This window comes from Geobacillus sp. E263 (genome assembly GCF_007197795.1).
GTDB classification, from domain to species: Bacteria; Bacillota; Bacilli; order Bacillales; family Anoxybacillaceae; genus Parageobacillus_B; species Parageobacillus_B toebii.
In genome coordinates this window covers 1,682,886-1,702,661 of sequence record NZ_CP041632.1, presented here as the reverse complement: position 1 = coordinate 1,702,661, position 19,776 = coordinate 1,682,886, and the positions used below count along the sequence as shown (strand labels likewise).

General features: G+C 41.7%; 14 protein-coding genes and 6 pseudogenes. 6 read left to right on the top strand and 14 right to left on the bottom strand.

Annotation, left to right across the window (positions count from 1 at the left end):
* Positions 1 to 203 precede the first annotated feature (203 nt).
* Positions 204 to 1,790, top strand: coding sequence for a multicopper oxidase family protein (locus FNL97_RS08885; protein WP_143415541.1), 1,587 nt, complete (start codon positions 204 to 206; stop codon positions 1,788 to 1,790).
* A 76-nt stretch (positions 1,791 to 1,866) separates the two neighbouring features.
* On the opposite strand, the pseudogene ltrA (FNL97_RS08880) reads toward FNL97_RS08885, so the two are convergent.
* The 4 genes and pseudogenes from ltrA (FNL97_RS08880) to FNL97_RS18405 form a co-directional block, all read right to left on the bottom strand.
* Positions 1,867 to 3,072 (bottom strand): annotated as a pseudogene (gene ltrA / locus FNL97_RS08880) (group II intron reverse transcriptase/maturase).
* Between the two features lie 811 nt (positions 3,073 to 3,883).
* Positions 3,884 to 6,022, bottom strand: coding sequence for a heavy metal translocating P-type ATPase (locus FNL97_RS08870; protein WP_042411719.1), 2,139 nt, complete (start codon positions 6,020 to 6,022; stop codon positions 3,884 to 3,886).
* On the bottom strand, positions 6,015 to 6,383 hold the full coding sequence (locus tag FNL97_RS08865) for an ArsR/SmtB family transcription factor (protein WP_015863926.1): 369 nt from the start codon (positions 6,381 to 6,383) through the stop codon (positions 6,015 to 6,017). The genes FNL97_RS08870 and FNL97_RS08865 overlap by 8 nt, the downstream gene beginning before the upstream one ends.
* A gap of 224 nt (positions 6,384 to 6,607) precedes the next feature.
* Positions 6,608 to 6,757 (bottom strand): annotated as a pseudogene (locus FNL97_RS18405) (divalent metal cation transporter); the annotation flags it as partial.
* Between the two features lie 4 nt (positions 6,758 to 6,761).
* Here FNL97_RS18405 and FNL97_RS18870 point away from each other — a divergent pair.
* The 5 genes and pseudogenes from FNL97_RS18870 to FNL97_RS08840 form a co-directional block, all read left to right on the top strand.
* A pseudogene (locus tag FNL97_RS18870) lies at positions 6,762 to 6,818 on the top strand (helix-turn-helix domain-containing protein); the annotation flags it as partial.
* Between the two features lie 3 nt (positions 6,819 to 6,821).
* On the top strand, positions 6,822 to 7,334 hold the full coding sequence (locus tag FNL97_RS18865) for a hypothetical protein (RefSeq protein ID WP_502707804.1): 513 nt from the start codon (positions 6,822 to 6,824) through the stop codon (positions 7,332 to 7,334).
* A gap of 79 nt (positions 7,335 to 7,413) precedes the next feature.
* Entirely contained in the window at positions 7,414 to 8,550 is a 1,137-nt protein-coding gene (locus FNL97_RS08850) for an IS110 family RNA-guided transposase (protein WP_143415539.1), read from the top strand.
* Positions 8,551 to 8,697: 147 nt separating this feature from the next.
* A pseudogene (locus FNL97_RS08845) lies at positions 8,698 to 9,291 on the top strand (transposase); the annotation flags it as partial.
* A gap of 170 nt (positions 9,292 to 9,461) precedes the next feature.
* Complete coding sequence (locus tag FNL97_RS08840; protein ID WP_143415537.1) at positions 9,462 to 10,643, top strand: IS701-like element ISBsm1 family transposase; 1,182 nt, start codon at positions 9,462 to 9,464, stop codon at positions 10,641 to 10,643.
* 182 nt (positions 10,644 to 10,825) lie between these two features.
* Here FNL97_RS08840 and ltrA (FNL97_RS08835) read toward each other — a convergent pair whose 3' ends face one another.
* From ltrA (FNL97_RS08835) to FNL97_RS08795, 10 genes and pseudogenes are all read right to left on the bottom strand, one after another.
* A complete protein-coding gene (gene ltrA, locus FNL97_RS08835; RefSeq protein WP_143415535.1) occupies positions 10,826 to 12,088 on the bottom strand; it encodes a group II intron reverse transcriptase/maturase in 1,263 nt (420 codons plus the stop codon).
* Positions 12,089 to 12,760: 672 nt separating this feature from the next.
* Positions 12,761 to 12,955, bottom strand: a complete 195-nt coding sequence (locus FNL97_RS08830) for an SHOCT domain-containing protein (RefSeq protein ID WP_141103885.1) — start codon at positions 12,953 to 12,955, stop codon at positions 12,761 to 12,763.
* A gap of 29 nt (positions 12,956 to 12,984) precedes the next feature.
* A complete protein-coding gene (locus FNL97_RS08825; protein WP_143415533.1) occupies positions 12,985 to 13,716 on the bottom strand; it encodes an urease accessory protein UreH domain-containing protein in 732 nt (243 codons plus the stop codon).
* A gap of 116 nt (positions 13,717 to 13,832) precedes the next feature.
* On the bottom strand, positions 13,833 to 14,810 hold the full coding sequence (locus FNL97_RS08820) for a F510_1955 family glycosylhydrolase (protein WP_143415531.1): 978 nt from the start codon (positions 14,808 to 14,810) through the stop codon (positions 13,833 to 13,835).
* Between the two features lie 106 nt (positions 14,811 to 14,916).
* On the bottom strand, positions 14,917 to 15,498 hold the full coding sequence (locus FNL97_RS08815) for a TVP38/TMEM64 family protein (protein WP_143415529.1): 582 nt from the start codon (positions 15,496 to 15,498) through the stop codon (positions 14,917 to 14,919).
* Positions 15,499 to 15,510: 12 nt separating this feature from the next.
* Entirely contained in the window at positions 15,511 to 16,182 is a 672-nt protein-coding gene (locus tag FNL97_RS08810; RefSeq protein ID WP_143415527.1) for a response regulator transcription factor, read from the bottom strand.
* 2 nt (positions 16,183 to 16,184) lie between these two features.
* Positions 16,185 to 17,555 carry a sensor histidine kinase gene (locus FNL97_RS08805; protein WP_143415525.1) on the bottom strand — a complete coding sequence of 457 codons (1,371 nt, stop codon included), beginning with the start codon at positions 17,553 to 17,555 and terminating at the stop codon, positions 16,185 to 16,187.
* A 642-nt stretch (positions 17,556 to 18,197) separates the two neighbouring features.
* A pseudogene (locus tag FNL97_RS17990) lies at positions 18,198 to 18,479 on the bottom strand (Zn-dependent hydrolase); the annotation flags it as partial.
* Positions 18,477 to 19,157: pseudogene (locus FNL97_RS08800) on the bottom strand (NAD-dependent protein deacylase); the annotation flags it as partial. The pseudogenes FNL97_RS08800 and FNL97_RS17990, both read right to left, overlap by 3 nt.
* 20 nt (positions 19,158 to 19,177) lie before the next feature.
* Positions 19,178 to 19,738, bottom strand: coding sequence for a hypothetical protein (locus tag FNL97_RS08795; protein WP_143415523.1), 561 nt, complete (start codon positions 19,736 to 19,738; stop codon positions 19,178 to 19,180).
* Positions 19,739 to 19,776 lie beyond the last annotated feature (38 nt).

The following is a 19,776-nucleotide window of genomic DNA, read 5'->3' as shown; positions in this document are numbered from 1 at the left end:
GAACGCTTCTACCGCTTATTCAACCTTTCTGTTCTTCCGCAATTAAGTAATAGCTTGTCTTTTTTATTTCGTATCTCCCATTAATATCAAACAATACTTTGTGCAAATTTGCTTAATGACTCTTTTCTCCATAAATTTTGCACATTTATTTTTTATGATGATGTCAGCTATGATTTAAATCGCATGTTTATGGAGGGAAATACATGAAGAAATTATTGGTTGGAACTATTTTAGCGGGAGTTGTTGCTATTGGTGCAGCCTGCTCAAATAATGCTTCGCACAGTTCCATGCAGGGGCACGATATGTCAAACATGAATATGAAGGAGGAAAACATCGCTAAGGACTCCAGTAAGCAACTGCCTTTGGCAACAAACACAGAAGTTTTATCCGGTAAAGAGATTAATCTCACTGCTAAGGAAGCATTATTACAAATAAATGATAAAGTGAAACTTCCTGTCTACACGTACAACGGATCTGTTCCCGGTGCGCAAATCCGTATCAAACAAGGAGACAGAGTTAAAATCAATTTTAAAAATGAATTATCGGAACCGACGACAATTCATTGGCACGGCTACCCTGTTCCGAATAGTCAAGATGGCGTTCCGGGTGTCACGATGGACGCAATTAAACCGGGGGAAACCTTTACGTATGAATTTACTGCAACCGTACCGGGAACGTATTTTTATCATTCCCATCAAGAAAGCGCGAAACAAGTGGACAAGGGACTATACGGCACATTAATCGTAGAACCTAAGAATGAGGAAAAAGTAGATCGAGATTATACACTCGTGTTAGACGAATGGATGAGCAATCCAGATGAAGGAAATATGCATATGAGTGGGATGGATCATAGCAATATGGATCATGGAAATAATAGCTCTAATAACCAACATATGGATATGAGCAACATGGGCCATGATATGAGCATGTATGATATTTTCACGATTAACGGGAAAAGCGGTTCCGCTGTCAAACCTTTAAAAGTGAAGAAAGGCGAAAAGGTGCGGCTTCGCCTTGTAAACGCAGGATACATGTCCCACAAACTCCACCTGCATGGTCATGAGTTTAAAATTGTCGCAACAGACGGGCAGCTGTTAAAAGATCCGCAGCCAATCAAAGACGAACTTTTAAATATTGCTCCGGGTGAACGTTATGATATTGAATTTATCGCCAATAACCCGGGTGAATGGTTATTAGAATGCCATGGTGATATGGAAGGTACCGATGGCATGAAAGTGAAAATTCAATACGAAGGCCAGACAAACAATACGGACAAAGCAAATGCAAAAGAAGACCTCCCTATCGTTGATATGACAAAATACGGAAAACATGAATTAGGTCAATTTACATTAGATCAAAAATATGATGTAGAGTACACAATGGATTTAGGAACAGCGATGGGCAAAGATGGCACGATCTTCACGATTAATGGGAAAACGTATCCTGAAACAGCACCTGTAAATGTTAAGAAAGGTGATCTAGTAAAAGTAAAATTGGTGAACAATTCACCGAAAGATCTACATCCTATGCATTTACACGGACACTTCTTCCAAGTATTAAGTAAAAATGGCAAACCAATTACAGGTTCTCCATTGATTAAGGATACCTTGAATGTAAAACCGGGTGAAGAATATGTAGTCGCATTTAAAGCTGACAATCCGGGAAATTGGATGTTCCATTGTCATGACTTGCACCATGCTTCAGCCGGAATGGTTACAGAAGTAAAATATAAAGATTACAAATCTGACTATACACCAAACCCGAATGACACAACAAATAAACCTGAATAACAATCGAGTAGGAGAGGGTGATTAACCCTCGTCCTCTCACACCACCGTACGTACCGTTCGGTATACGGCGGTTCCATTAAGTCTGACGCAGAGATTCATATCGTTGATAAAGACTCTTCAGCCCTTGGCTCTCCCAATAGGAGTTGCCAAGGGCTTTATGCAAGATGGGACTAGCGGCCACTCTCCAATATTTCTTCCGAGTGTTTCCCCATTCATATGCTTTCCGCTTGGGCACTCCTAAACTTTGCAGTTTTCGGACTCTGGTTCTCGGAAGTTTCCACTCTTTCCATTGGCACATGCGCAGCCTTCATCGAATCCATCCATCTAGTTCTTTGAACACACTTGGAGTCTCTGCTAACGAGAAGTATCCACACCATCCCAGAATGTACTGGTTGAGCTGTTCGATTCGCTCGAGCATGGGAATCGGTTTCGATCGACTCGTCATGGTGCGCATCCTTTGCTTCATGCGCCGAATACTTTCCTTTGCGATCCGGATTTTTGGCTCCTTATTTGGGGTGAAGCTAAAACCGAGGAATTTTCTCCTCCACGGTCGATCCACTGCCGATTTGGTTTCGTTGACTTTCAGCCGGAGTTTCTTTTCAATGAATGCCGTGATCGATTTCATCACCCGTTCCCCGGCCTTCTTCGTCCTTACGTAGATATTGCAGTCATCCGCATACCGTACAAATTTGTGCCCTCGTTTTTCCAATTCTTTGTCCAGCTCATCCAAGAGAATGTTGGACAAAAGTGGACTGAGCGGCCCTCCTTGTGGAGTCCCCTCTTGTGTTTCCATGACCACCCCGTTGATCATGACCCCTGCCTGTAAATACTTCCGTATCAACTTTAGGAGGATTTTGTCTGGAATTCGTTTCGCTAATATCCCCATCAGTTTGTCATGGTTGACTCGATCAAAGAACTTTTCCAAGTCGATATCTACCACCCATGTATATCCTTCCTGAATATACTGCTTCGCCTTTTTCACCGCGTCGTGTCCTCTTCGACCGGGACGAAACCCGTAGCTGTGTTCCGAAAAGGATGGGTCAAAGATCGGCGTGAGCACTTGGGCGATGGCCTGTTGGATGAACCGGTCTGTCACGGTCGGGATTCCTAGTAACCTGACTCCTCCGTTCGGTTTCGGGATTTCTACCCGTCGGACCGGGCAAGGTTCGTAGGTCCCTTCTTCCAAAGCACGCCGTATCACGTCCCAATGTTCCACGAGGTGTCTTCGCAGGTCTTTGACGGACATTCCATCGGTTCCATGGGACCCTTTATTCTTTTCCACTTGTTTGAGTGCTCGCAGGAGATTCTCCCGTGACAGTATCTGTTTCATCCACATTCCAATTCTTCCTCTCTACGTGAACGATCCGTTCTATTTGTGCCATCTTCTTCTCCACCCTCTTGAGGTCCCCCATGGACTTCACCATTTCCTCCCTCAAGCAGGCCCTTTCGGGTTGTCTGTTTCATCAAAGAAGATGAACGCCTAGTGGCCGTTCTCCTTCATGGTTCGGTCCTTCCCCTTCTATCTTAAGCTAGACGAGTACTATGACCTCTGCTGACTTCTGTCCGTTCAGCGTTGGATCGCTCCAACGGTTGCCAAGCGCACTTGGCTTCCCGGACAGACCTCCCCGGGTAAGAGTGCAGTCTTTCCTTCCATCTATCTGCTTCATTTACTCGGTATCACCTTCGGCAGAAAGGGCTTCGTTTTGTCATGCAAACTCACCCAATGATACCCAGCCTCCTATGAAGTTCGTGTTCCTCAGACCGGAAGTTTGCCGCCCGCTTCCTTCAGATTCTGCGTCGCCGCAGACACCCTTGCGTTAAGCTAACTGCTACTTCTGCCTTCGCAGTTCGGGACTTTCACCCTATAGACTACACCCATGCCGGGCGCACATAAGAAATGCTTGGCTTTAAGCGCCAAGCATTTTTATTAAAATCCCATTTAATTAATTAAGATCTCTAAAATTTAGGTCATTGTTTTGTTAGTTTTGACTGTTTTTAATCAGGACTTTGTTAAATTTCAATGTTGATTTTTAAACCACACAAAAAGACCGAAATAAATTCGGTCTTTTTGTGTGTCTTCTTCAACTATTGCATTATTCTTTCACATTTAGCAATCGCATGCTGTTTAATGTTACGATTAATGTTGCTCCCATATCGGCAAATATCGCTAACCATAACGTTAACCAACCAGGTACAATTAACAATAACGCCAGCACCTTAATGCCCAAAGAGAAGGTAATGTTTTGCTTAATAATTGCTAAAGCCTTGCGGCTCAATTTAATCGTATATGGCAATTTACTTAAATCATCAGACATTAAAGCAATATCGGCTGTTTCAAGGGCTGTATCGGTTCCAGCACCACCCATTGCCACACCAACGGTTGAAGCTGCAAGAGCTGGTGCATCGTTCACACCATCTCCAACCATCGCAACACTTCGATACTTGTCGCGAAGCTCTTTGATGAAATTCAGTTTATCTTCTGGAAGTAAATCGGCTTTAATATCGGAAACCCCGACTTGTTTTCCGATGGCTTCGGCTGTTCTTTGGTTATCTCCCGTCAGCATCACCGTTTTTTCAATACCGACTTGATGCAGTTTTCGAATAACCTCTTTGGATGATTCTCTTATTTCGTCTGCCACGGCAATTAACGCCAGGATTTCTTTTTCCGTTCCTAACGCCATGACCGTTTTCCCTTGTGTTTGAAGATCTGTAATTTGTTCTTTTATTTTTGATTGGATACCATTTGGAAGAAGTTCTTCAAAAAGACCTGGACTTCCGACATAATACATTTCGTTATTTACTTTGGCTTTTACACCTTTACCGGTAATGGATTGGAATTCTTCAACCGATACATCATTAAAATTCAATCCATCTTCTTCTGCTTTTCTTATAATGGCGGAAGCAAGTGGATGTTGTGAGCCTTTTTCAATGGCTGCTGTAATGGTCATTAGTTCATTTTCATTGCCATTATAAGTGACTACATCGGTGACGGAAGGAACACCTTTTGTTAATGTTCCTGTTTTATCAAAAGCAATCACTTTTAAGTTTCCTGCTTCCTCTAAATAAATACCACCTTTAATTAACACACCGTTTTTCGCTGCATTTCCAATGGCAGTTACAATCGAAACAGGCGTGGAAATAACCAACGCACACGGACAACCAACCACTAATACAGCTAGACCTCGATAAATCCATTCGCTCCAATCAGCACCCATAAATAATGGCGGAATAACGGCTAGTAAAAGAGCAAAAATGATAATGGCTGGTGTATAGTATTTGGCAAAACGATCTACAAACGCTTGAGAAGGTGCTCGTTCTGCTTGAGCTTCTTCCACTAAATGGATGATTTTCGAAAGAGTTGTATCTTCCACTCGTTTTGTAACTTTTACTTCCAATAACCCTTCTTCATTCAATGTTCCTGCAAAGACTTCATCACCGACTGTTTTGGTTACTGGAACACTTTCTCCCGTAATGGCAGCCTGATTTAGCGTAGATGTACCCTTGATGACGATTCCATCCATCGCTAATTTCTGACCAGGCTTTACGATCATAATATCCCCGACTTGAATATCGTCAACAGGGACCATCATTTCTTCATTTCCGCGACGAATTAATGCTTCTTTTGGAGCAATATCCATCAACGATTCAATGGATTGACGAGCTTTATCCATGGAATAACGCTCCAAGGCTTCACTAATGGCGAATAGAATAACAACCGTTGCACCTTCTCCCCATTCACCAATTGCTGCAGCTCCTAAAATCGCCACTGTCATCAGCGTATTCATATCAAACTGTAATCGAACCAGGTTCTTGAAACCTTTCATAAATAGCGAATATCCACCGATTAAAATCGATGCAGCATATCCAATTGTCGCAAAGATATGCTCTTCTCCGTATTGCATCCCTAGAAACCAACTGATCACAAGCAAAACGGCGGAAATGTACACTTTAATATTCTCTTTTTGCTTCCAAAAAGGTTCACGCTTGACTGCTTTTTCTTTATCTTCCCGAATCTTTAAGTTTTCAAAAGCCCCTGCTTTTTCTAATTCTTCGATGGTTGTTGTACCCCAAACGGTAATTTTAGATGCTCCAAAGTTTACTTTAGCATCTTGAACACCTGGCAATGCTTTTACGTTATTTTCAAACTTTGCTGCACAGTTTGCACAAGTAAATCCTTGAACACGGTAGGTTTTCACTTCTGATTTAGATAATTTTGCTTGTTGTTCAGACATGGACTTTCACCTCTTTCTCATGTGCTAACGCAATCATGATTAACTGCTTAATATGGTCATCATCCAGCGAATAAAATGCTAGCTTTCCTTCTTTTCGATACTTTACAATCCCTTGTTTATAAAGGGTCCGTAAATGATGGGAAGTGGTTGCAACAGAAGCCCCAATGATATTGGCAATATCACATACACATAACTCTTCATCTTGGCAAAGTGAATAGGCAATTTTTGCCCTATTTTCATCTGCCAGTGCTTTAAACAACAGGACAACACTGGATATATCTTCTTTTTGCAATTCCCCTTGTATTCGATTGACTTTTTCTTCGTCATAACAATAAATTTCACATGTATCTTTCTTACTCATTAATTATCCCCCTTTCATATTCAAATTTCCGTTTGAATATATTATACCTCATTCCTTTTATTATTCAAATATTTATTTGAATGAAAAATAAAAAATAATTGGATTTAAAAAAATCAACCTAATATTTACCAGGTTATTCATTTAATTAGCTACATCAAAAAATTCTATTAGATAAAAACAATAAACCTCATTATCCGCAAAAAGATAATGAGGTTTATTATTCCTTAACCAAAGAATGTTTGGAACAATAAATATGCGTTTAAGCTGATAATCACAACCGCTACCATCCAAGCAAGAACTTTCAACCATAATGGATTTGCGAACTCACCCATTTTCTTTTTATCGCTAGTGAATTGAACGAGAGGCACTACCGCACGTATTTCTCAAATTGCTAGACAATTAAAAATTTCACGTAATACAGTTTATAAATATTTGAAGATGACCTTTGATGAAGCTGTAGAAGAATTTGGACCAATTGAACGAAAGAAAAAGTTGGATCCCTACCGAGATTGGATTGTGACTTGGTTACAAGAACATCCAAGTATAAGTGGAGCGCAAATATTAGATTGGCTACAAGAAAAATTCCCCGAAATTGAAGTTGGAGAAAGTACCGTTCGTCGGTATGTCAATGAGATGAGAGAAATTTATCACATTGAAAAAACAGATGAACCTAGAGATTACGAAGCAGTTGACGAGCAACCACCAGGGAAACAAATGCAAGTGGATTGGGGACAAACGATTCAAAAGTCTACACAGAAAAGTTCCATGAGCAATTTTTGCTCTCCACCCGGGCATGAAAATCCCCCTTTTCTTCCCATAATGAAGAGTAGGCGCAAACAGCTCAATAGGACGTTATACTTAATGGTGGCTTGGACCCTGTACAGAAAAGCGTTCGAATCCACTGGGTGCACCACCCATTGTCCGCCCTTTCCCGATGCGGAGGAAAGGTGACGACGAACGGAAAACTGCCGCATTTCTCCCGTGGATTCGCTGTTTGCGCACTCGATCATCGAAAAGGAGGATTTTCATCATGGATGTCATCTATCCTCGCTGCGCAGGATTGGATGTTCATGCCGAAACCATCGTCGCCTGCGCACTATGGGAAGAAGATGGACACATTCAAAAGGACATTCAAACCTTCTCCACGTTCTCGAAAGGACTTGGCGACCTGCTTGAGTGGCTCGAAGAACATGGCGTTACCCATGTCGCCATGGAATCCACCGGCGTGTATTGGAAACCGGTCTTCGCCTTCCTCGAGGGCTATGTCGACTTGACTTTGGCCAATCCGCAGCGGATCAAAAATGTCCCGGGAAGAAAAACCGATGTCTCTGACGCCGAGTGGATCGCCAAGCTGCTCCGCCATGGACTCATTGAAAAAAGTTTCGTCCCCCCAGCGCCGATTCGTGAACTGCGGGATTTTACCCGCCTGCGCAAAAAGTGGGTCGGACAGTTGAGTTCAGAGAAAAACCGGATTCAAAAAGTGCTGGAGTCTTCCAATGTCAAACTGGGCTCCGTCCTCTCGGATCTCTTCGGCGTTTCCGGACGAAACATCCTTGCCCGGCTGCTCGAGAAGGGATACGTGGACAAGGACGAGCTGGATGAATGCCTGCGCGGCAGGCTCAAAACGAAAAAGCAGGCGGTGTACGATTCGCTGCTGGGCACCTTGACCGAACATGAGCTCTATCTCCTTCGCCTCTTGTGGAAACACGTGGAGGAGTTGGAGCGGCTCATCGAAGAAGTCGACCAGCACATCGACCGCCTGCTCGAGCCGTATCGGGAGGAAGTGGACTTACTGATGACCATGCCTGGAATCAAAAAACAAACCGCCGCCGTCATCATCGCCGAGATGGGAACCGACATGAGCGTCTTTGAAACGCCGGAACGGGCGGCTTCATGGACGGGGTTGTCCCCCGGCAACCATGAAAGCGCCGGAAAGCGAAAGAGCACGCGCACCACCAAAGGCAATCCCCATCTTCGATCAGCGTTATGCGAGGCGGCATGGTCAGCAGCTCGATCCAAGACGCATCCTTTGTCCCGAAAATTTTGGTCGTTGGCGGCCCGGTGCGGGAAGAAAAAAGCCCTCATCGCCACGGCTCGACGAATGTTGGTGATCATCTTTTGCATGATCTCCCGCAAAGAGCCGTTCCGCCAACCACAACTGATTTAGTCTAGCCAAAAGGCAGACAGGTTATACGAGATGCCCGAAAATGGGGCACCTCTGCTTTCCTATTGCCTTTTTTGGCCATTTTCAGTATACCCACCCGGATCAGGAGCGTATACCGCACTCACCCAGTGGTGGGGATTTTCACGGAAAAAAGAAGTAAAACTCTATTTCATCGCTTTTGTATTGGCTCATTCTCGTCAAAAATATATGGAATGGCAAGACCGTCCTTTTACTACACGTGATACGATTCGTTGTCATGAGAATGCATTCCGTTATTTTGAGGGGATGCCTGAAGAAATTGTTTATGATCAAGATAATCTCATTGCGGTCAATGAAAATGCAGGAGACGTTATCTTAACAAAAGAATTTCAACAGTATATCAATGAGAGGAAGTTTAAAATGTATCTTTGTCGAAAAGCAGATCCTGAGTCCAAAGGGAAAATTGAAAACGTTGTGAAATATGTGAAGAAAAACTTCGCTGTTCATCGTGTCTTTTCAACGATTGACGATTGGAATGAAAGAGCATGGAAATGGCTTGAACGAACGGGTAACTACAAAGTCCATCAGACAATAAAAAAGAGACCTGTCGAAGTGTTTCTCTTAGAAAAGCAACACTTACGAAAGATCTCTTCACCGCTTTCTTATTCAGAAAGCAACCCTACAGAAATTATAACAAGGAATGTGAATAAGGACAACACGATTCGTTTTAAATCTAATCGTTATTCTGTTCCATTAGGAACATATACAAAATGTCCTCAAGTAAACTTACAAATTGATGGTCAACAGTTAATCTTACTGTAGATGAGCAAAATCACTAACATAAATTTACATCGAAACAAAAAAGGAGACATGAACCCGATTCCTTGGTTAGAATAGATGTGCTACCAAACCATTCACAAGGAGGTTCATGTCTCATGAATAGATTAGCACATCATCAAGGAATTCACAAGTTTTTCACGATGTTGGGGTTGACCCTTTATTTTTCAAAACCTGTTATGAAGCATCTCGTTCATATCGTGGATGCGATGATCACGAAGGGCTTTTCGGGAACATTGACCGATCTTCATCATGGGAGCTTTCATCCGAACCACCGCACGACACTCAGCCATTTTTTCACGAAAAGTCCGTGGGAGGAAGAGACACTGCTTCGCAAACTCCAGCAGTGGATCCTTCGTCGTGTCGAACGCATCGCCAAACAGGAGAATCAACCCTTGTTTGTTTCGATCGATGATACGATTTGCCAAAAAACCAAGCCTTCGTCACGGGCAACACACGCGATTCAGGGATGTGATTGGCACTACTCTCACTCAGAGAAAAAATCGATTTGGGGCCATTCTCTTGTTTGGTTCATGGTTCATACTGCAACCCAGGCGTTTCCCTTTGCCTTCCGCCTCTACGACAAGACGGCGGGAAAAAGCAAAGGGGAACTCGCGATCGAGATGCTTTCTTCGTTGGATGTACGCCGTCCCGTTTATGTGCTGATGGATTCGTGGTATCCATCGAAAGCGCTCGTGGAAGCTTGTCTGAAAAAAGGATTCCACGTCATCGCGATGCTCAAGACGAACCGGATTCTCTATCCGAACGGCGTTGCCGTCCAAGCGAAGCAGTTGGCCCGCTCCATCGAACCGAATGACACTCACCTCGTCACGGTGGGAGAAGAGCATTATCGCGTCTATCGTTACGAAGGAGCGCTCAACGGTCTCGACCATGCGGTGGTGCTGCTCGCTTGGAAAGCCGATCAGCCGATGACATCGGAACATCTTCACTGCGTCTTGAGCACCGACCGGGAGCTAAGCGATGAAGAGATCTTGCGCTACTATGCCCAGCGTTGGTCGATCGAATGCTTTTTTCGACATGCGAAAGACCAGCTGAAGCTCGATGGGTACCGTGTTCGTCAGGTTCGGGCGGTGAAACGCTACTGGATCTTGGTGCAGCTTGCTTACGTATACAGCCTATTCGAGTCGAACAGCGATTTTTCTGATGGGCTCGATCTCTTGCGCAAGAGAAAAGGACATAGCCTCGTGGAGTTCATTTACTGTGCAGCGAAACAAAATATTCCCATTGATACCGTGAAAAAACAGCTCCATGTGGCATAAGGGGTACCCTGTTTGTTTCTTTTTACATGGTAATTATTGTTATGAAAATTGCTCATCTACAGTTTCTTAGCTAGTTGTTCTAAAGACTGAAGCTTGTCAACTTTGTCAATCGAGTAGGAGGGAGCGATTAACTCCCGTCCTCTCACACCACCGTACGTACGGTTCCGTATACGGCGGTTCAATTAAGATAATTGACGCAAGTTTTCATAACGAGCTTCAAGACTTTTCAGCCCTTGGTTTCTCCAATAGGAGTTACCAAGGGTTCTGTGTAATATTGGACTTTTTGAAATACGCCAATAACTCTTCCGAGTATTTCCCCATTCATACACTTGCCATTGTGGTACGCCAAGTTGAATAAGGTTGCGTATCTTTGTTTTCGGTTTCTTCCAGTTCTTCCATAGACACATTCGAAGTCTTCTACGAATCCATTTATCTAATTCAGGGAATATAGATTTGGTGTCTGCTAGCGCAAAATATCCACACCATCCCATTAGATATTGATTCAGTTTCTGAATGCGGTATTCCATCGGGTAGGGCATCTTGCGTGATGTGATTTCACGAACTTTATTCTTCATTCGTTTAAGGCTTTCTTTTGCGATACGAACCTTTGGCTCTTTATGATAGGTAAAGCTAAATCCTAGAAACTTACGTTTCCATGGACGATCGACCGCTGATTTCTTTTCATTTACTTTCAGTCGTAGTGTTCCTTCAATAAATCGCTGGATACTTGCCATTGTGCGAAGTCCTGCTCGTTTACTTTTCACGTAAATGTTACAGTCATCCGCATATCGAACGAATTTGTGTCCTCTTCTTTCCAATTCTTTATCTAGTTCATCTAGTACAATGTTAGATAGTAGCGGACTTAATGGTCCTCCTTGTGGAGTTCCTTCTAATGTGCTTGACACCACACCATCAATCATGACGCCCGATTGTAAATACTTACGAATCAATTTCAGTAACGGTTTATCTTGGATTCTCTTCGCGAGTGTACCCATTAATCTGTCATGGTTGACCTTATCAAAGAATTTCTCCAAGTCCATATCTACAACCCATCGATATCCATCTCTTATATATTCTTTCGCTTTCCTCACCGCATCATGAGCACTTCGGTTTGGTCGAAATCCGTAGCTGTTTTCAGAGAATGTAGGGTCATACACTTTTGAAAGTACTTGGGCGATTGCTTGTTGAATCAAACGGTCTGTTACGGTAGGGATTCCTAGTAAGCGAACTCCGCCATTAGGTTTCGGGATTTCGACTCTGCGGACTGGCATCGGTTCATAAGTTCCCTTGAGAATTGCTTCTTTAATCGATAGCCAGTTTTCAACTATGTGCTGTCGTAGATTTTGTACGGGCATCATATCTACTCCGTGGCTTCCTTTATTCTGTTCTACACGTTTTAGTGCTTGAAGAATATTCTCCCGTGACAGGATTTGATTCAAAAGCATCGTTATTCTCCTTCCGTGAATAGCTTGTCTTCTTATGCCAGTGGTCACTCCACCCTCCAAGAGGTCCCCCACGGGATTCACCGCTTCCTCCCTCAAGTGAGGTACTACGTTTTCTGTGTTCATCATGACTCACTGAATGCCAAGGGCTATTCTCTCTTCATTGTTCGGTCCTTCTCAGTTGTTCTAGACCAACTAATACTATGACCTCTGCTGACTTCTGACGGTTCAGCTACTTATCACTAAGTAGGTTATGAAGCGTACTTCACCTATCCGCCAGACCTCCCTGGGTAAGGATGTAATCTTTCCTTCCATCTATCTGCTTCATTTACTCTGTATCACCTTCGGCAGAAAGGACTTTGTTTTGTTGAGCAAACTCATCCAATGATACCTAGCCTTGTATGAAGTTCGTGTTCCTCAGACCGGAAGTTTGCCGCTCGCTTCCTTCAGATTCCGCGTCACCACAGACACCCTTGCGTTAAGCTAACCGTTACTTCTGCCTTCACGGCTCGGGACTTGCACCCTATAGATTACATCCATGCCAGGCGCACACAAAAGAAGTTGTTGACAATACTCTTATCAACAACTTCCTTCATCTATATAAAATTGAAATAGGGGGAGACAATTGTAAATCACATTTCTGATGCTTGATATAATGAAAGAGGCTAGATTTTACTATAGCTTTTTGGATAGCTGTTCAAATTCGTCTAAAGTGATCTCTCCTTTGGCTAATCGCACTTTTAATATTTCCATCGGAGATAACTCTTCTTTGCGGTCATTGATAAAACGATGTAAGAGATAAAAACCAATGGCGATTAATACAACCCAGAATAACATCATCCCAATCATCATGGCCAAATCTCCAAACATCACCGTTCACTTTCCTCCTTTTCCTAATTTTAAAACCAATAAGTGATGGTGTCTAATATGCCAAGTAAGATCATCACGATTCCAGCTGCTTTCTGAACGAACCTTCCTGCTTGTCTCCCTTTTTTCATTAGAGTGCCGCTAAATCCTAAGTACCAAAGGATGAGGATGAATAAAATAACAGGCACAGAGGTTCCGATGGCAAAGATACTCGGTAATAACACTCCATAAGACGTTGAGTATACCAGAGGCATTAGAGTAACAAAAAATAGAACAAACATGGTTGGACAGAAAGCTAATGAAAAGCCAAAACCCATTAAAAAGGAGCCTATTTTTCCTTTCTTTAAAAATCTCTCAGGGATTTTGAACAAGGTTACGTTCCAATACATTTTAAAAAGCCCTAACAAGTATAAACCTACAAGAATGAGAATGGGACCGATCAGCTTTCTTAACCACGGAAAATATAATGTCAGTGTACTTTGAATCTCTTTCCCCATCAGCCAAATGATGAAACCTAAACCGGAAAAAGCAATGATTTTCCCCAAAATAAATAGGAGCAACTCTTTCCACGCAATCCCTTTTTGCAAGGACTGATTACTGTACAATGTGATCGCTCCCAAGTTACCAGTAAGCTGACATGGAGCCATCGCTCCTACAATGCCAAGAACAAAAGCTGACAAAATAGGGATAGCTGTCGTGTTATTTGCAATATTGAGAAATGATTGGCTTAGAAGGTTGCTTATTTGGCTCAAGAACGAATACACCCTTCTTCTCACCTTCTTCTCTATCTGATGTCTATATTGTAGCAATAAATTTTGCAGAAACTATGGAGTAGTATATTTTTAAGTAAGCAAAAAGACATGCCCTCGCATGTCTTTTATTAGAAAATTTTCCCTTTCGATGCTAGTCTTGTCCAGCTTTCACCGTTATTTTTTGTCATGAAAATATCCCCGTTCATGGTGGCGATCACAATTTCCTTCTCATCTATCAGATTAGAGGCTATATACATGATATGGTCTTTTTCATCAAGTTTAGGAACAGAGAGGACTTCCTCCTGTTTTGAATCTAATGATTGTTTTATAAGTACAGGCTTATTATTCTCTATAGCCGCAAATAAAATGGATTTTTCTTGGAACACAAAAGTCGTCGTATTGATCTTTTGAGTAAACCGTTCAAACGTATTCCCATTATCTTTGGAGACAAAAATTCCTTCAGGCGTACTAATTCCGACCATATTTTCGTCCGTTGGGTGGGCAGCAATCGTTCCTGCAGCAGTTTGCGGCAGGCCGTTTAATTGACTTTGCGACCATGTTTTACCATCGTCTTTACTGTAAAATAACCCTTGTCCCAGCGTTTCGTTTTCTTCTTGGTTAACAACATAAACCGTATGGCTTTTATAGCCAACCGCCATATAATGGAAATCAGATTCTTTATAAAATCCTAGATTCATCAACGTTTGTCCATTATCCAAACTTTTCACAAGGCCAAGAGGATCTCCTAAAGATGAACCTTTTTCTGGGTGTCCTGATGCATAAAATCCATCGTCTGTTGCAGAAAAGCCCATATAATCATGTTTATTGGAAGTTGTTTCATACCACTTATTATTTTGGTAAACGAGTAAACCTTCATGTGTAGCAAAGTAAATCGCATTTTGGTTGCCTGCATAACCGATTCCATGTAAATGTTCGAACTTTCCTTCTTTCTTTTCTTTAAAGAAAGGATTATTTGTAACAGATGTGTTGGATTTTGCTTGTTCTTTGCTATTGATAAAGGCCTGCTCTTTTTCATTGGATGATGAACAAGCGCTTAGAAGAAGAATAGCCGATGTAATCATCATAGCTTTCGTCATTTTTTTCATTGCTGATACTCCTTTTTGTGCATTGAGTAGACATAGTTATTTTATAGCAGAAATATTTGCAGAATTTATGGAATTTGTTTCTTTGGATATGAATTTTATTGTTCTTTTATAAATCCCTTTCAATTTTATTCGTTTGAGCCTTTTTTCGATTGATTTTCTTCCAAGTAAAAAGGAATAAACAAACAGACAAAAATGTTAATATTACTTTCCCTTGCCATGTCCAATTCATCAATTGGTAAACGGAATAAGCTTCTAATAATAATGCTGGTATCTTGCCAAGTGAGCTGGCAATGACAAAGATCAGTAAGGACGTTTTTCCTACCGCCGCAACAAAGGTCACTACTCCTGACGGAACAAAAGGAAGAAGCCGCAAAGACAGAACAAGAAAAAAGGCTTCTAAACCTTTTGCTTCAAGCAAACGTCTGACTTTCGGGTGAGAAAATAACTTGGATTCAGAAAGCTTCTTGAATCCTTTACGATATAAAAGAAAGGAGATAATGGCTCCGATTGCTTCCCCTGCAAAAGATAAAAAAGTGCCTTTCCAAAACCCGAACACGGCCAAATTGGCAGCTGTGAGAAAAACGCTTGGTACAAGTCCTAAAATACTAATTATAATATTTATCACAATGCTGATGAGATAAGCAGCATTTTCATATGTGTTAAGCAATGTAATGATTTGCTCTTTCATCCTCTTCTTGCCTTATGCCTCCCATTTATACCCTACCCCCCAAACGGTTTGCAGAAATTGATCGACCGGAAACCCAGCTTGTCTAAGCTTTTCTCTGATATTTTTGACATGAGAGTCTATGGTACGCTCTTCTGTATTTGCATTATAGCCCCATAAGGACACGATGATTTGTTCTCTGCTAAACACTCTGTTTGGGTGCTTCAAAAACAGCCCTAATATGGCAAACTCTTTCGGCGTTAGAAAAATTGGTTCATTTTGATAGTGGACTTTATGTTCGTCTTCATTCCACACTAATCCTTGAAATTCTATTTTCGAGCGCTTTCCTACGGAGCGGCGCAGCACCGCCTCGATGCGGGCAAGGAGCTCAGCTTCGTCAAACGGTTTTGTGATGTAATCATCCGCTCCGATATTGAGCCCTTTGACGATATCTAACGTTTGATCTCTTGCGGTCACCATGATAATAGGGACATTGGAAAATTCTCTAATTCGTCGGCAAGTTTCCCAGCCATCCATCTCCGGCATCATAATATCAAGCAAGACTAAATCCACTTTGTGATTTTCTAAGTACTGTATCGCTGCTAAACCGGACTCGCACTTAACACAATGATATCCTTTAGGCGAAAGATAAAGATCAAGCAACTCTAACATTCGTTTTTCATCGTCAACCAGTAAAACCGTATACATGCTCATTCCTCCGGCAATGTAATGATCATGTTTGTTCCTTTTCCATATTCACTTGTAGCGTAAATCGATCCTCCGTGCGCTTCCACAATTTCCTTGGCGATGGCCAGCCCCAGTCCTGTTCCGCCGCTAGTTCTTGATCTTGATTTATCCACCCGGTAAAACCGTTCGAAAATATGAGGCAAATCCTCTTCAGGAATCCCTCTGCCTTTGTCTGAAACAATAATTACAATATTGTTTTTCTCCACTCTTGCATCAATAGACACGGTAGAACCTTGATCAGCATATTTTAAAGCATTATCCAACAAATTCATCATCACTTGCTCAAAACGTTTTTGGTCAATATGGACAGTAATGTTTTTTTCACATTGATATACCAAAGACATTTTTTTCGCTTGAAACGCAGGATGCATTTTGTCATGCAATTTTTTTAAGAAAGAACATAAGTTTGTAGGTTCCTTGTGAATTTGAAAGGAATGTTGATCCATCTTCGCTAATTCAAAAAGATCCTTCACCAATTTTTCCATATGCTCTGCTTCTTCGTAGATAATGGACAAATATCGATTTCTCTCCTCTTCCTCCATGTTGGGTCTCCTAGCTATATCCGCATACCCTTTTACATAAGTGAGCGGGGTGCGAAGTTCATGAGAAATACTGGCGAGAAATTCGCTTCTTTCTTTTTTTAAGTATTCTAAATCCCTCGCCAATGTTTGGATCGCTTTCCCTAATTCCGCCAATTCGTCCTCCCCTTTTATTTGCAGACGAACAGAAAAATCACCTTTGCACAATTTTTCGGTCGCCTCTTTCATGCGAATGAGAGGAATGGTAATGACTCTTGATAAGAAAGCAATCGTAATAATCGTTAAAAATACGGAAAGAATTCCAACCATAAGGAAATGATGCTTTAACTTATAAATCATGTTTTGAATAGAATCCGTATTTTGAAACATATAGACATATCCTTTGATCTTGCCGTCAATCCGAATCGGGCTTACTGTTGAAATGTGCGACTCTTTTTGCCAATTTTTTTGCACAATCATTCCGCCATAGGGAATGTTTTTATTTGCTTTTTTTATTACTCTTTTAGCAAATGGCAAAATATGATCTGAAAAATACAATATCTTCCCCTTGTCATTTGTAATAACGACGTCCGTCTCCGCTTCAGACTCCATCATGGTAACATGTTCTAACGTAGAAGGATCATAATTTTTTTCTAACACATCACGGTGGCTATTCCCTCTTGCTAACAGCTGCTCAAATTCCTCATTAATTCGAAAATTAACAAGAGTAACATATAATGACGCAAATAAAACCGTCTCTATTCCTAATACGAATACAAAAAATAATAGTCCTAACTTAAATGAAATTTTTCGCACTTTTGTCCCTTCCTTATCAGCTCATTAACTTCTATTATATAGTTTAGAAAAGCTGTTTCTTGATCGCTTTTTCGTTTATTCGGAGCGATTAAATCAAATTTCTCTGAATTGACATATTGGTATTTAAAACTAAATCGTTGAGACTTAAAACTTTGGAATGTTCTCCTTGTAGACGTTTATACAGGAGAAGTAATTTTTATTTTATCAACTAAATTTGCAGAATTTATGGATTTAAATAAATTGTAACAGTCAGGAACGATTTCACTTTTAAAAAGTTGTTTAATAAATCTTCTTGTTATTCAACTATCGCGCCCAATTGTTGAAGATAGTTTCTACAGAATTTGTAACAGAATATACTTTTCCATATTAAAGAAAAGCACCCGTCCAATAGAGATTCCTATAAAAAGAAGCAGAGACATCTTCTCTGCTTCTTTCCATGATTAGTTTCTTGAATTTTAGTTGTTGGTTTTCAATTTCCCAGATGGTGGTACAAAAGTTGTTTTTATAATCTGAAATTTTCTTGCATTGCAAGAACGGTTTCTAATATTACATTTACTCCCTTTTCACAATCTTCCCAAGTGGTAAGTTCATCTTCACTATGGCTCTTTCCATTGATGCTTGGAACAAAAACCATGGCAGTTGGTATCGTCCGCCATTTTTTACAGTATCTAAATGTGAACCTATCACTATTGGCGGCCTGTTTTCAAGTCCTTCTAAAGTAGCATAAATATTCCCCATATCATCGATCTTTATGGACATACCTAATTCTTCGCAGCAAGAACAAAAATAATCTCGAGCCAATCTATCCTCTTCAGACAATGATAAACGTGTTACTCCATTGTTTTCTGTACGTCCAAAATTTGCAAATTGTTCAAGCGTATTTTTTAGCCTCTCACCGTTAATTAATAGTTTTTGTTGTTTCATAAGATCAAACATTCCGTCCATCTTGTCGCCGTTTTGTTAATTAACACTGTCCGTGTTGCCGGAGATTCAGCAGCAATGTAAAACGGAATTTGATTCACAGGCGCCACCTCTAAACTCGTCACCATAGCCAACAACAAGTCGCTCTCTGCCACCCTAGCAAACGCTTCTTCGATATGGGAAACGAGTCCGCCAAACAAAACAACATCCGGTTTCAAAATCGTCCCACACTCACCGCAGCACGGCACATCGGTGCGGTTGACAAATGCCAAGTCATACGTTTTGCCGCACGATGGGCACGTCGCTGTCTGCAACGTACCGTGCAGCTCAATGACGTTCGTGTTTCCTGCTTTTGTGTGCAGCCCATCGATATTTTGCGTCAAAATCACCACTGTTTCCCCAATATCCTCCAGCCAACGAAGAAACCGATGCCCGGCGTTCGGTGCAAAGTCTCCCATCAGTTTCAATGAAAACATCCGCTTGAACCGCCGCCAAAAATCAACCGGATTTTTTGATAATAATGCTCAGACAAATATATTCCACACGTTCCTTTTGAGCGTAAATGCCGTTTTCGCTACGGAAATCAGGGATGCCGGACTCCGTGCTCATCCCCGCTCCAGTCAAGACGGCGATCGTGTTAGCCTCTCGAATCCACTGTCCAAACTGTTCGATGGGATTCATGTTGTTTCTCTCCCTTTCTATCAATCGCTTGGTTTTTCTAATGTCGCCTTTGGTTCTTTTCGAGGCCATAATGTATAGCTGAAACTCCATACAAAATCAATCACCAACACCAACGTCCAACGGCCCGCCATCACGAGCAGCTGTTGTGCTTTTGACACATCATCAGCAATCCAAACCATCCCCCACAAAATCGCTTGACCGATCGCCCAAGCCCCTAAATGGCGATACCATCCTTCTCGTTCTTGCTTTGCATGCTCCTTTCCAAAGAGCGGGGCTTTTTTCGGCTTAGGCATTTTCAAAAAAAGGTGAGCAAACTGATTGTCCGCCCATTGAATCATACGACGTCCATACACAACGGACACACTGATATAAACAGCTGCCAACGCATGGGATAACTTCGCTGTCTGGCCGTGTGCTAAGTCTACGACTGACACAACGAGTAAAATAAGATCTGCCAAAATGGTGCATGAAAAAAGACATACACTGATCATTTTCCATTTTAACACATAACGCGTAAACAATCCGGATACGACCAATACCCAAAACAGCACTTCACACGCGACAATCAACCACCCAATCATATCAGCCACCCTTTTTTAATACAATTGTATCAAAAAAA

What these genes read in the sequence shown, in the direction of transcription:
- FNL97_RS08885 (WP_143415541.1), top strand. Translation starts at nt 204, where the DNA reads ATGAAGAAATTATTGGTTGGAACTATTTTAGCGGGAGTTGTTGCTATT.
- FNL97_RS08870 (WP_042411719.1), bottom strand. Translation starts at nt 6,022, where the DNA reads ATGTCTGAACAACAAGCAAAATTATCTAAATCAGAAGTGAAAACCTAC.
- FNL97_RS08865 (WP_015863926.1), bottom strand. Translation starts at nt 6,383, where the DNA reads ATGAGTAAGAAAGATACATGTGAAATTTATTGTTATGACGAAGAAAAA.
- FNL97_RS18865 (WP_502707804.1), top strand. Translation starts at nt 6,822, where the DNA reads ATGACCTTTGATGAAGCTGTAGAAGAATTTGGACCAATTGAACGAAAG.
- FNL97_RS08850 (WP_143415539.1), top strand. Translation starts at nt 7,414, where the DNA reads ATGGATGTCATCTATCCTCGCTGCGCAGGATTGGATGTTCATGCCGAA.
- FNL97_RS08840 (WP_143415537.1), top strand. Translation starts at nt 9,462, where the DNA reads ATGAATAGATTAGCACATCATCAAGGAATTCACAAGTTTTTCACGATG.
- ltrA (WP_143415535.1), bottom strand. Translation starts at nt 12,088, where the DNA reads ATGCTTTTGAATCAAATCCTGTCACGGGAGAATATTCTTCAAGCACTA.
- FNL97_RS08830 (WP_141103885.1), bottom strand. Translation starts at nt 12,955, where the DNA reads ATGTTTGGAGATTTGGCCATGATGATTGGGATGATGTTATTCTGGGTT.
- FNL97_RS08820 (WP_143415531.1), bottom strand. Translation starts at nt 14,810, where the DNA reads ATGAAAAAAATGACGAAAGCTATGATGATTACATCGGCTATTCTTCTT.
- FNL97_RS08815 (WP_143415529.1), bottom strand. Translation starts at nt 15,498, where the DNA reads ATGAAAGAGCAAATCATTACATTGCTTAACACATATGAAAATGCTGCT.
- FNL97_RS08810 (WP_143415527.1), bottom strand. Translation starts at nt 16,182, where the DNA reads ATGTATACGGTTTTACTGGTTGACGATGAAAAACGAATGTTAGAGTTG.
- FNL97_RS08795 (WP_143415523.1), bottom strand. Translation starts at nt 19,738, where the DNA reads ATGATTGGGTGGTTGATTGTCGCGTGTGAAGTGCTGTTTTGGGTATTG.